Origin of the sequence: Roseivivax isoporae LMG 25204 (genome assembly GCF_000521865.1) — a bacterium.
Taxonomy (GTDB): domain Bacteria; phylum Pseudomonadota; class Alphaproteobacteria; order Rhodobacterales; family Rhodobacteraceae; genus Roseivivax; species Roseivivax isoporae.
In genome coordinates this window covers 33,855-44,392 of sequence record NZ_JAME01000036.1, presented here as the reverse complement: position 1 = coordinate 44,392, position 10,538 = coordinate 33,855, and the positions used below count along the sequence as shown (strand labels likewise).

Genomic DNA, 10,538 nt, shown 5'->3' with positions numbered 1-10,538 from the left:
CGCGCACGGATCGCATCGCTCGGGGCAAAGGATGTGCTGTGTTCGGTCATCGAAGGTCCTCCTCTCCTCCTGCGGCGCCCGTGGGCGCGTTGACGGGGATCATACGCCATCGAGCAAAGAAAGAAATAAGTTCATAAAATGATGGGGTTTTTTTGTAAAAATTTTTCTACTTCGCTCGTGCGTGTGTAAACGCATTTGACTGCCCTTGCGTAAGCCGTTCGAATTGCTCGCCCGTTACCGCCACCACGCACCTCCCGGAAAGGAGCGTTGCAGGTTGCAACCCCCCGCGCAATGCAATGTGCGGGCGTACAACCACGGGGATGTGAGGGGGTGGCGCCGCGGTTACTGGCGGCGGCGGTCGGTGATCTGCAGGCTGTCGTCGAGCACGATCTCGTAGCGGCCGTCCGGGCACAGAACGTCGTGCAGCGCGTAGCCCGAGCGCGTGGGCTCGATGTCGTCCGGGGCGATCTCGCAGCGGATGCCGGCGAGGACATCCATGATGCGGACGATGTCGGCGCGCCCGGTCTCTGGCCGGGACGCGTCCTGCTGCGCCGACGCGGGGACGGGGCAGAGCGCGGCGAGCAGGGCGGCAAGGGCGGAACGGGTCATCGGGCACTCCGGGCTTCGGTCGGGTGTCCCGCACGGGACCCCGCATCCCCGATTAGACGAGCGCACGGGCGATGCAAGTCCGAGAAACAATACCTTGGACACCACCGGTGCGATCCCGTCGTCCCCGGCGCCGTCGCGGCGCGACGGCGTCCTAGGATCGGTGAGGCGGCGCGGCCGCCACGCCCCGAGGGCATCCAGGTCCCCGGGAGACGACGCGCGCCGAAGGCCGTGCCTCCGGCGCGCAGGTCCCGGATCGCGCGGCGCGCTCAGGCGCGCAGCGTCTCCGTCGAGGAGAAGAACATGGCCTGGCTGATCGCCGAGCGCACCTGCTCCTCGGAATAGGGCTTCGAGATCAGGAAGGCCGGTTCGGGCTTGTCCCCGGTCAGAAGCCGCTCGGGGAAGGCGGTGATGAAGATCACCGGCCGCTGGCCGAGGTCGGACAGGAGGTCGTTGACCGCGTCGACCCCCGACGAGTTGTCCGCAAGCTGGATGTCCGCGAGGATCAGGTCCGGCGTCTCCTGTGCGCCGAGCTTCACCGCGCCGTCGCGCGTCCGCGCGACGCCCGTCACGCGGTGACCGAGATCCGCGACGATGCTCTCGAGGTCCATGGCGATGATCGCCTCGTCCTCGATGATGAGCACCCGCCCCGAAAGCCCGTCCGCCATTTCCTGCCGCGCGGTCTCGACCAGCGTGTCGGCCTCGTCGGAGCCGATCTGCATGATCTCGCCCACTTCGGGGATGGTGAATTCCTCGATCGTGTGGAGGAGCAGCGCTTCCCGGCTGTTGGTGGTCAGCCGCGCGAGATGCCGCTGCGCCGCCGCCCGGGGCCCGGAATCCTCGTCCGTCACCGGCGCGCCGGTGGTGACCCAGATGCCGTGGAAGACTCGGAACAATCCGACCTTGGCAGAGCTTGCTTCCGAAAAGATGCTGCGGTCCGCGAGCACCGCCTCAAGGGTGGCCGCGGCATACTTGTCCCCAGACGTCTGGGCGCCGGTCAGCGCGCGGGCATAGCGCCGCAGGTAGGGCAATGCGGTGCCGATCTCGCTGCTGAGGTCCGCCTGTGTCATGTGAGATTCCCTTGTGATCTTTTTTCGGGAACCAAACGCGCCATGGTGCAGTTGGTTCCGGTGACATTGACGAGTAAACGGCCGAACCGCGGGCAAGGAACAAGATGGCTCAGACCCGGGACAATACAAAGCAGGCGCAAGTGATAGACGAGAATCTCAAGCGTGTTTATCAGGACATGCTGGACCAAAAAGTGCCCGACCGATTTCTGGATCTGCTCTCTCAGCTGAAGGAGCAGGAGCAGAAGCCGGAGCAGGGCGGGAGCAGTCGATGAATGCCGATCCTCGCGATGAGATCGTCGAACACCTCCCTGCGCTGCGTGCCTTTGCGCTCAGCCTGACGCGGAACTCCGCGCTGGCGGACGACATGGTGCAGGACAGTCTGGTGAAGGCGTGGACCAAGATCCACACCTTCGAACCCGGCACGAACATGCGTGCGTGGTTGTTCACCATCCTCCGCAACACCTACTACTCCAACCGCCGGAAGGCCGGTCGCGAGATCTCGGATTCTGAGGGCGTGATGACCGAGAGCCTGTCGGAGAAGCCGGCCCATGACGGCCGCCTCCAGCTCGCGGATTTCCGCCGCGCCTTCGCCAAGCTCAACGACGAGCAGCGCGAGGCGCTGATCCTCGTGGGCGCGTCGGGCTTCTCCTACGAGGAGGCCGCGAACATGTGCGGGGTCGCCGTGGGCACGATCAAGAGCCGGACGAACCGGGCGCGCGCGCGTCTTGCCGAGCTCATGCACCTGAGCGAGAACGAGGCGCTGGAGATGACCGACAGCGCCACAATGGCGGTGGTGTCGGGCAACAAAGTCAGCGCAGCGGGCTGAGTCATGATCGGCGCCCCCGGACCGAGGCCGGTCCCCAGCGGACTCGGGGCGCGGATCATCGGGTTCCTGACCATTGCGCTGGTTCCGATCGGTCTCGTCGCCTACTTCCAGACCACGCAGCTTGACCGCGAGACGCGCGCCCGCGCGGAGCTCAGCATCGCCGGCGTGACCGAGGCGGCCGCGAATTCCGAGCGGTCGCTGATCCTGCGCGCGCTCGGTGCTGCCGAAGCCATGGGGGCGACGCGCAGCGTCGTCGGCGTCGATCCCGAGGAATGCAGCGCCTACCTCTCCGACTTCCGCGAATCGAGCCAGAACTACAGCTTCGTCGGCGTCCTGCTGAAAAGCGGGCGGGTGAAGTGTTCGTCGACGGATACCGCGGTCGACCTGCGGAACTACCCGCGCATGCTGGCCGCGATCCAGGAGCCGTTCCCGGCGGTCACGCGCATCGACAACCCGGCGGTCAGCTCGACGCCGGTGATCGTCGTGTCCGAGCCGTTCGAGGTCGACGGGGTCATGTACGGGCATGTCGCGATCTCGATCCCGGTCGACCAGATGCGGCCGCGCGACACGGGGCGCGAGACCGAGTACGAGAACATCGTGACCTTCAGCCGCACCGGCCAGCTCCTGACCGCGAACAGCGACTGGGAGGACACGCGCGCCCACCTGCCGGCGGACATCGACCTCGCCTCGCTCGCGGGGTCGTCCGAGCACAGCTTCCTCGCGCGGAGCGCGGATGGCGAGAGCCGCATCTTCGCGCTGTCGCCCGTGGTGCCGAACCTCGTCTACGCCCTGAGCGTGTGGCCGCGGGACAGCTCCGCGGCCACATCGCTCGGCGGCACGGGCATCGCGCGGACGTTGCCGCTCGTGATGTGGGCGGCGAGCGTCATCGTCGCCTACCTCGCGGTCAACCGCCTGGTGATCCGCCACATCCGGACCCTGCGCCAGCAGATGCGCAGCTTTGCCCGCGACCGCCGCGTGCCCTCGCAGAGCAACGCCGCGGACATGGCGCTGGAACTGCGGGACATGGAGAACGATTTCCTGCACATGGCGGATTCGATCCTGCAGGACGAGGCGCAGCTCGAGAACACGCTCCGGGAAAAGACCATCCTGCTGAAGGAGGTCCACCACCGGGTGAAGAACAACCTGCAGCTCATCTCGTCGATCATGAACATGCAGATCCGCCAGAGCGAGGCGCAGGAAACCCGGCTGGTGCTGCAGCGGCTGCAGGAGCGGATCCGCGGTCTCGCCACCATCCACCGCAATCTCTACCAGACCGGCGATCTCGGCCACGTGAACGCGAGCGAGTTGCTGTCGGACCTGATCGCGCAGATGACCATCCTGCCGCCCAAGGACAGCGACGGGCTCGAGATGACGAAGAGCCTCGCGGACGTGGAGGTCTATCCCGACCAGGCGGTGCCCATGTCGCTCCTGACCGCCGAGGCGCTGACCAACGCGGGCAAGTACATGGCGCCCGATCCGGACGGCATGTGCCGCATCCACGTGGAGCTCAGGATCGAGCCCGACCGCTCGGTGCGGCTCGAGATCTCGAACAGCCATCTCGCCGAACCTGATGCGGATGCCGCGGGCGCGCGTCCGGGCCTCGGCACGCGGCTCATCCAGGCCTTCGCGACGCAGCTCGGCGGCGCGCTGGAACAGGGGCCGGCGGGCGACCGCTACGTGGTCGCGGTGCGTTTCCACCTGTCCGACTTCAAGCCCGAAGTGGTCGATTACTGAGCCCAGAGGAGGACCCGCGTCCCGTGTCCCAACCGCCCGACATCCAGGACCTGCCCGAGCCGAACACCGCCGAGGGCACGCCGCGCCGCGTGGGCGTCGAGATCGAGCTCGGCGGCCTGCCCGAGACGCAGGTGGCCGACATCGTGCGCGACACCTTCGGCGGCGAGATCGCCCGCCGCGAGGACAAGGGGCTCGTGGTCGAGGGGGGCGAGCTCGGCGACATGGAGGTCTACCTCGACACCGCCTATCTGGGCCGCCCCGAGGGCAAGTTCGCGGAAAGCGTGCACAACGTCGCCCGTACGGTCGTGCCGGTCGAGATCGTCACGCAGCCCATCGAGCCGGCGCGCATCGCCGATCTCGACCGGCTCGTGGTGCGCCTGCGCGATGCGGGCGCCACCGGCACGAGCGCGGGGCTGTTCCTCGGCTTCGGCGTGCACTTCAATCCCGAGATCGTCGCGCCCGAGATCGACCGTGTCCTGCCCGTGGTCACGGTCTTCGCGCTCTGCGAGGATGCGCTGCGGCGCGAGATGGGCATCGACATCGCCCGGCGCGTCCTGCCCTTCATCGAGACCTATCCGCGCCCGCTCCTCGACGGGCTCGCGGCCGACTCGCGGCCGGGCGACATGACCGCGCTCATCGACCTCTACCTCGAGCGTGCGCCGTCGCGGAACCACGGGCTCGACATGACGTGCCTCTTCGCGCATCTCGACCGTGATCGGGTGGCGACGAGAATGGACATGGGCCTCGTGTCGGCGCGGCCGACCTACCATTACCGTCTGCCCGACTGCCGCATCGACGAGCCGGACTGGTCGCTCGCGCTCGAGTGGAACCGCTGGGTGAGGATCGAGCGTCTGGCCGCGGATGCAGGCCTCGTGGGCGCGCTCTGCCGCGAATGGCGGGCGCACCGCGCCGCGCTTGCAACCCTGCGCAGCGACTGGACCCGGCACGTCACCGAGAAGCTCGGGGCCTTCGCATGACCACAGGAGACGGCCGGCCGGTCATCGGCGTGACGGTGTCGCGCCGTTCGGGCTGGCGCATCTTTCCTCTCATGTGGCTTGCGATCCGGCTCGCCGGCGGGCGCGCGGTCAAGTGGCGCGCCGGCGGGGACGTGGACCTCGCCGCGGTGGACGGCGTGGTCATCGGCGGCGGCGACGACATCGCGCCCACGCTCTACGGCGGCGAGATCCGGGTGGGCGTCCGGCTCGATCCCGACCGCGACGCGCTCGAGGCGCGCGTCCTGCGCGAGGCCTACGACCGCTGCCTGCCGGTCCTCGGCATCTGCCGCGGCGCGCAGATGCTGAACGTGGTGCTGGGCGGCGACCTGCATCAGGAGGCGTACAAGGTCTACCCCTCGCGCTACATCCGCACGATCCTGCCGAAGAAACGGGTGAGCGTCGCGCCCGACACGCTGCTCGCGCGCACGACAGGGGTGCCGTGCCTCGATGTGAACGCGCTCCACACCCAGGCCGTGCGCAATCTCGGCCGCGGCCTGCAGGTTGCCGCGCGCGACGAGGGCGGCATGATCCAGGCGGTGGAGCGGGTGCGCGATCCCTTCGCGCTCGGGGTCCAGTGGCACCCCGAGCACCTGTTCTACCGGCGTGCCCATCGACGGCTGTTCCGCGCGCTGATCGAGGCGGCCAATGCGCGCCGGGGCGACCGCGGCCAGGTCGAGGCGGCCGATGCCGAGGCGCGCCTCAACGGCGTGCCGGGGGGACCGGCGGCGCGGGCCTGAGGAAAGCCCCGATCACATCGGCGGAACGAAATGCGCGTGCAGCGCCGTCGTCCCGCGCTGGTCGAGGTCGCCCAGGTCCCGCATCTGCGGAGCGGCGTTGAGTGCCGCGCGCGTCACGTCGAGCACGAGGTGACCGCCCTTGGCCCGGTGCCGCAGGATCGACGCCGGCACCGCGAGAAGCTTTCCCGCCAGCACCTTCTCGTTGTCGATGACGAGATGGGTGAGGCGGTTCTGCCCGGTGTCGAGGACGAGGCTTGCGAGCGTGCCGAGCGCGCCGTCCGCGCCGAAGACCTCGGACCCGATCCAGTCCGAGGCGCTCTCGAACCGTTCGAGCAGTTCCAGCGCCCGCGCGTCGCCGCCCGCGTCGTCGGGACTGCGCTGCGGGGAAAGCTCCGCCGCCATGGCGAGCGGCGCGTGGGTCGCGCCGAAGGGCCCGACGACGAGCGGTGGCATCGCGGCGAGGAAATCGCCGAGCGGCTGGTCGTCCCGCCAGCGGGGCGCATCGCGCAACTCGTCCTCCCGCGTGTCGAGGATGACCTCGCCGCCGGCCGGATCGACGTCGCGCATGCGTGCGGCGGCAACCAGCAGGCATTCGCGCTCGAGCCAGCCGCCGATGTCCACGGACAGGTAGGCCGGCGCCATGGTCGCCCCGTCGAACAGCAGGTCGCCGACCGGATGCCGGGCCTCGCCGGCGCGGATTCGAAAGGTCAGAAGATCTGCCAGACTGATCAGCATGGTGTGCCCCTCCTGCACGTCAAACCCGCCATGCACCCGACTGTTCCGGAACTTTCGGCGCAAGCGGCGTGTTCTTCTGCCAAACGAGCAGAAGGAATGAGCAAATGTCGACCGATGTTTTCATCGCAGGGCTGGCTGCGCTCTCCTTCATCGCACTACTGATCTACGTGGTCACTGCGGTGCCGCGTGAGCGCAACCTGCGCGACGACCGGGAGCGGCAATCGTCCTCCCTGGCCCGGGGCGGCCGTTCCCAATAGGTCGTCGCACAGCGGAGAGGGGGCGGCGTGCCGCCTCCTCTTTCGCCGTCTCCCGAGCCACATTCCCCATCCCGTGATCGGCAGGGCTGGCATGTCCGGTCGGAACGCGGTCTCCTGAGCCCGACCGAGACCGAGCAAGCCACGGAGCCACCCATGACCGACCTCGCCTCCCGCATCGCCGCCGCGCGCGGGGACGCGCCCGCGGATCTCGTCCTGCGGGGCGCACGCGTGCTCGACCTCGTGACGGGCGAGACCTTCGAGGGGGACGTGGCGATCCTCGGGAAGACCATCGTGGGCACGGGGCATGCCTACGAGGGCGCGCGCGTGATCGATGCCACGGGCCTGACGCTGGTGCCGGGCTTCATCGACACCCACCTGCACGTGGAAAGCTCGCTCGTGACGCCGCTCGAGTTCGACCGCTGCGTGACCCCGCACGGGGTGACGACCGCGATCTGCGACCCGCACGAGATCGCGAACGTGATCGGCGCCGAGGGCATCCGCTACTTCCAGCGTGCGTCCGAGCACACGGTTATGGACCTGCGCGTGCAGCTGTCCTCCTGCGTGCCCTCGACGCACATGGAGACGGCGGGCGCGGCGCTAGATGCCGACGACCTCGCCGCGCTCAGGGGGCATCCGTCGGGGATCGGGCTGGCCGAGTTCATGAACTACCCGGGCGTGATCCACCGCGATCCCGCGGCGCTTGCCAAGCTCGCGCTCTTCGAGGGCGGGCATGTCGACGGGCATTGCCCGCTCCTGTCGGGGCGCGACCTCAACGCCTACTGCGCCGCCGGGATACGGACCGAGCACGAGGCGACCTCGGCCGCCGAGGCGCGGGAGAAGCTCATGCGCGGGATGCGGGTCCTGATCCGCGAAGGGTCGGTGTCGAAGGACCTCGAGGCGCTGCAGCCGGTCCTGACCGAGCGGACCGCGCCCTACATGTGCCTCTGTACCGACGACCGCAATCCGCTCGACATCGCCGAAGAGGGCCACCTCGACCACATGATCCGGACGCTGATCGCGCGCGGCACGCCGCCGCTCGCCGCCTATCGGGCGGCGTCGCTTTCGGCGGCCGAGGCGTTCGGGCTCAGGGACCGCGGGCTGATCGCGCCGGGCTACCGGGCCGACATCGTGGCGCTGAACGACGTCGACAGCTGCGACGTGGCCTTCGTGATCGCGGGCGGCGTCGTGGCCGACGACGCGGCCTTCGCCGCGCGGGGGGACCTGCCGCCGGTCGGGCGGGAATCGGTCCGTGCGCCGCGCGTCGCGGCGGCCGATTTCCGCAGCACCGGCAACCGTCAGGAGACCGACGTGATCGGCGTCCGCGAGGGGCGCATCCTGACCGACCACCTGCACGAGGACATCGCGATCGAGGACGGCGACAAGCGCCCCGATCCCGCGCGCGACCTGATGCGCGTCGCGGTGATCGAACGGCACGGCCGGAACGGCAACATCGCCACAGGGTTCGTGCGCGGGTTCGGCATGCAGGCCGGCGCCATCGCCTCGACGCTTTGCCACGACCACCACAACATCGTGGCGGTGGGCGCGGACTACGACGACATGGCCGTGGCCGCGAACCGGCTGGGCGAGATCGAGGGCGGCTTCGTGGTGGTGCGCGGGGGCAGGGTGCGCGCCGAGCTCGCGCTGCCGGTCGCGGGCCTCATGAGCCTCGAGAGCTTCGAGACGGTGCGCGACCGGCTGCGCGACCTGCGCGCCGCGGCGCGCGATCTGGGGGTGACGCTGCACGAGCCGTTCCTGCAGCTGTCCTTCCTCGCGCTGCCGGTCATTCCCGCGCTCAAGATCACGGACCGCGGCATGGTCGACGTCACGCGGTTCGAGATCATCGGCTGAGCGCCTCAGCGCACCATCGGCACGCCGCGGTCGATGCGGTCGACGGCCATCCAGTCGGGCAGGCCCACATAGCGTTCGACCACGAAGAGCGCCGTGCAGATCGCCACGACGGCGAGGACCAGCTTGACGCGCGCCGGGCTCGGCGGGTGCTGCGCCCAGCGGCGCATCCGCATCAGCCAGTGCACCGGCAGCATCGCCTCAGCCCCCGTCCGTGAACCGCACCTTGCCGATATGCGGCAGGTTGCGGTTGGCCTGCGCGTAGTCGATGCCGTAGCCCACGACGAACTCGTCGGGGATCTCGAACCCGGTCCAGTCGGCCTTGATGTCCGCCTCGCGCCGCGACGGCTTGTCGAGCAGCGCGATGGTCCGGAGCTTGCGCGGATTGCGCGAGGTCAGAAGCCGGACCACGTGGCTCAGCGTGTGGCCGGTATCGACGATGTCCTCGACCACCAGCACGTCGCGCCCCTCGATGGCCGAGCGCAGGTCCTTGAGGATCCGCACCTCGCGGCTCGATTCCATCGCGTTGCCGTAGGAGGACACCTCGAGGAAGTCGACCTCGACCGGCAGGCGCAGCTCGCGCACGAGGTCCGCGATGAACACGAACGAGCCGCGCAGGAGGCCCACGACCACCAGCTGCTCCGTGTCCGCGAATTCCTGCGCGATCTCGCGCGACAGCGCCTCGATGCGTGCCGCGATGGACTTGGCCGAGATCATCTCGTCGATGACATAGGGTCGCGTTGTCATGGCTTTCCCTTGATTTTCCGGGTGCACCATACGAAATCGCGGGGCACTGTCGAGACGACACCGACCGCGAACGGAGCGACATGCCGACCCATTCCGAGACCCGGCGCCTGCCTTACACGGCGCAGCAGATGTACGACCTCGTGGCGGACGTCTCTTCCTACCCCGAATTCCTGCCCTGGTGCGCGGCGGCGCGAATCCGCTCGACCGAGGACAAAGGCGACCACGAGGTGATGCTTGCCGACCTGGTCATCAGCTTCCGCGTCTTCCGCGAACGCTTCGGCAGCCGCGTCACGCTCTGGCCCGACCAGAAGAAGATCGACACCGAATACCTCGACGGCCCGTTCCGCTACATGGAGTCGAACTGGGCCTTCCAGGATGCCGAGGGCGGCTGCGACGTGTCCTTCCATGTCGACTTCGAGTTCCGGAACGCGATGCTGCAGGGCATCATCGGCGTCGTGTTCAACGACGCCATGCAGCGCATCGTGCGCGCCTTCGAGCGGCGCGCGGCGGCGCTCTACGGGTCCGCGGCGCATCATTAACCATCTGCTCGGAAACACGGCTCGCGGCGGCTCCCGCGCCGCCGTTTCGCCCGATTCCGCCGTCATCCCGGAACCCGTGCAACCCAGCATGAGGAGACCGACGATGGACCCATTGACCCCGTCGACCGGTGCCGGTCCCGCATCCCCGGGCCGCGCCGTGCCGCCGCCCGCCGAGAACGGCGTGGTGGAGCGGATGAAGGAAAACGTCGCCCGGAACATGGCGCAGGCCGACCGCATGAAGGCCGAGACCGAGAAGCTGCACCGCGAGACCGCGGGGCAGGGGGCCGCCACCGCCGGCTACCGGATGGCGCAGATCCTCGGGCTGCCGGACGCGCCGCTGTCAGTGCTGCGCAAGGGCTGAGCGGGACGTCCGGAGGGCGGGACTGCATCCCTTTCCGGAAACAGTGAGTTCACGCTCTAATTATCGGAAAATTCGGACAATTTCTG

The 10,538-nt window shown here is 68.8% G+C and carries 14 protein-coding genes; 9 read left to right on the top strand and 5 right to left on the bottom strand.

Going from position 1 to position 10,538, the window contains the following annotated elements; translation table 11 throughout:
- Positions 1-342: 342 nt before the first annotated feature.
- Together RISW2_RS18955 and RISW2_RS18950 are read right to left on the bottom strand one after the other, a co-directional pair.
- Positions 343-609: a hypothetical protein gene (locus RISW2_RS18955; protein ID WP_043774069.1), complete on the bottom strand. Its 267-nt coding sequence runs from the start codon at positions 607-609 to the stop codon at positions 343-345.
- A gap of 266 nt (positions 610-875) precedes the next feature.
- On the bottom strand, positions 876-1,676 hold the full coding sequence (locus RISW2_RS18950; RefSeq protein WP_043774068.1) for a response regulator: 801 nt from the start codon (positions 1,674-1,676) through the stop codon (positions 876-878).
- A 104-nt stretch (positions 1,677-1,780) separates the two neighbouring features.
- On the opposite strand from RISW2_RS18950, the gene RISW2_RS25080 reads away from it, so the two are divergent.
- From RISW2_RS25080 to RISW2_RS18925, 5 genes are read left to right on the top strand one after another with little or no spacing between them, the layout of a single operon-like run.
- Complete coding sequence (locus RISW2_RS25080) at positions 1,781-1,948, top strand: NepR family anti-sigma factor (RefSeq protein ID WP_043774066.1); 168 nt, start codon at positions 1,781-1,783, stop codon at positions 1,946-1,948.
- Positions 1,945-2,502 carry an RNA polymerase sigma factor gene (locus RISW2_RS18940; RefSeq protein ID WP_043774064.1) on the top strand — a complete coding sequence of 186 codons (558 nt, stop codon included), beginning with the start codon at positions 1,945-1,947 and terminating at the stop codon, positions 2,500-2,502. Before RISW2_RS25080 ends, RISW2_RS18940 begins: the two co-directional genes overlap by 4 nt.
- Before the next feature lie 3 nt (positions 2,503-2,505).
- Complete coding sequence (locus RISW2_RS18935) at positions 2,506-4,236, top strand: sensor histidine kinase (RefSeq protein ID WP_051492160.1); 1,731 nt, start codon at positions 2,506-2,508, stop codon at positions 4,234-4,236.
- A 23-nt stretch (positions 4,237-4,259) separates the two neighbouring features.
- Positions 4,260-5,213 carry an amidoligase family protein gene (locus tag RISW2_RS18930; protein ID WP_043774063.1) on the top strand — a complete coding sequence of 318 codons (954 nt, stop codon included), beginning with the start codon at positions 4,260-4,262 and terminating at the stop codon, positions 5,211-5,213.
- On the top strand, positions 5,210-5,968 hold the full coding sequence (locus RISW2_RS18925) for a gamma-glutamyl-gamma-aminobutyrate hydrolase family protein (RefSeq protein ID WP_043774062.1): 759 nt from the start codon (positions 5,210-5,212) through the stop codon (positions 5,966-5,968). Before RISW2_RS18930 ends, RISW2_RS18925 begins: the two co-directional genes overlap by 4 nt.
- A 12-nt stretch (positions 5,969-5,980) precedes the next feature.
- Here RISW2_RS18925 and RISW2_RS18920 read toward each other — a convergent pair whose 3' ends face one another.
- On the bottom strand, positions 5,981-6,703 hold the full coding sequence (locus RISW2_RS18920) for a PRC-barrel domain-containing protein (protein ID WP_051492158.1): 723 nt from the start codon (positions 6,701-6,703) through the stop codon (positions 5,981-5,983).
- A 104-nt stretch (positions 6,704-6,807) separates the two neighbouring features.
- Here RISW2_RS18920 and RISW2_RS25405 point away from each other — a divergent pair, with 104 nt between their 5' ends.
- Together RISW2_RS25405 and ade are read left to right on the top strand one after the other, a co-directional pair.
- Positions 6,808-6,960, top strand: a complete 153-nt coding sequence (locus tag RISW2_RS25405; RefSeq protein ID WP_164490724.1) for a hypothetical protein — start codon at positions 6,808-6,810, stop codon at positions 6,958-6,960.
- A 153-nt stretch (positions 6,961-7,113) separates the two neighbouring features.
- Positions 7,114-8,808 carry an adenine deaminase gene (ade, locus tag RISW2_RS18915; protein ID WP_043774060.1) on the top strand — a complete coding sequence of 565 codons (1,695 nt, stop codon included), beginning with the start codon at positions 7,114-7,116 and terminating at the stop codon, positions 8,806-8,808.
- A gap of 5 nt (positions 8,809-8,813) precedes the next feature.
- Here the strand turns inward: ade and RISW2_RS18910 are convergent, their stop codons facing one another.
- Positions 8,814-9,002, bottom strand: coding sequence for a hypothetical protein (locus RISW2_RS18910; RefSeq protein WP_043774059.1), 189 nt, complete (start codon positions 9,000-9,002; stop codon positions 8,814-8,816).
- A gap of 4 nt (positions 9,003-9,006) precedes the next feature.
- On the bottom strand, positions 9,007-9,552 hold the full coding sequence (hpt, locus tag RISW2_RS18905) for a hypoxanthine phosphoribosyltransferase (protein ID WP_043774058.1): 546 nt from the start codon (positions 9,550-9,552) through the stop codon (positions 9,007-9,009).
- 80 nt (positions 9,553-9,632) lie between these two features.
- Here hpt and RISW2_RS18900 point away from each other — a divergent pair, with 80 nt between their 5' ends.
- Complete coding sequence (locus RISW2_RS18900) at positions 9,633-10,091, top strand: type II toxin-antitoxin system RatA family toxin (protein WP_043774057.1); 459 nt, start codon at positions 9,633-9,635, stop codon at positions 10,089-10,091.
- A 103-nt stretch (positions 10,092-10,194) separates the two neighbouring features.
- Complete coding sequence (locus tag RISW2_RS18895; RefSeq protein ID WP_043774056.1) at positions 10,195-10,452, top strand: hypothetical protein; 258 nt, start codon at positions 10,195-10,197, stop codon at positions 10,450-10,452.
- The last annotated feature ends 86 nt before the right edge of the window (positions 10,453-10,538 follow it).

Excerpts from the sequence above, each read along its gene's own strand:
- RISW2_RS18955 (WP_043774069.1), bottom strand. The coding sequence starts at position 609 with ATGACCCGTTCCGCCCTTGCCGCCCTGCTCGCCGCGCTCTGCCCCGTC.
- RISW2_RS18950 (WP_043774068.1), bottom strand. The coding sequence starts at position 1,676 with ATGACACAGGCGGACCTCAGCAGCGAGATCGGCACCGCATTGCCCTAC.
- RISW2_RS25080 (WP_043774066.1), top strand. The coding sequence starts at position 1,781 with ATGGCTCAGACCCGGGACAATACAAAGCAGGCGCAAGTGATAGACGAG.
- RISW2_RS18940 (WP_043774064.1), top strand. The coding sequence starts at position 1,945 with ATGAATGCCGATCCTCGCGATGAGATCGTCGAACACCTCCCTGCGCTG.
- RISW2_RS18935 (WP_051492160.1), top strand. The coding sequence starts at position 2,506 with ATGATCGGCGCCCCCGGACCGAGGCCGGTCCCCAGCGGACTCGGGGCG.
- RISW2_RS18925 (WP_043774062.1), top strand. The coding sequence starts at position 5,210 with ATGACCACAGGAGACGGCCGGCCGGTCATCGGCGTGACGGTGTCGCGC.
- RISW2_RS18920 (WP_051492158.1), bottom strand. The coding sequence starts at position 6,703 with ATGCTGATCAGTCTGGCAGATCTTCTGACCTTTCGAATCCGCGCCGGC.
- RISW2_RS25405 (WP_164490724.1), top strand. The coding sequence starts at position 6,808 with ATGTCGACCGATGTTTTCATCGCAGGGCTGGCTGCGCTCTCCTTCATC.
- ade (WP_043774060.1), top strand. The coding sequence starts at position 7,114 with ATGACCGACCTCGCCTCCCGCATCGCCGCCGCGCGCGGGGACGCGCCC.
- RISW2_RS18910 (WP_043774059.1), bottom strand. The coding sequence starts at position 9,002 with ATGCTGCCGGTGCACTGGCTGATGCGGATGCGCCGCTGGGCGCAGCAC.
- hpt (WP_043774058.1), bottom strand. The coding sequence starts at position 9,552 with ATGACAACGCGACCCTATGTCATCGACGAGATGATCTCGGCCAAGTCC.
- RISW2_RS18900 (WP_043774057.1), top strand. The coding sequence starts at position 9,633 with ATGCCGACCCATTCCGAGACCCGGCGCCTGCCTTACACGGCGCAGCAG.
- RISW2_RS18895 (WP_043774056.1), top strand. The coding sequence starts at position 10,195 with ATGGACCCATTGACCCCGTCGACCGGTGCCGGTCCCGCATCCCCGGGC.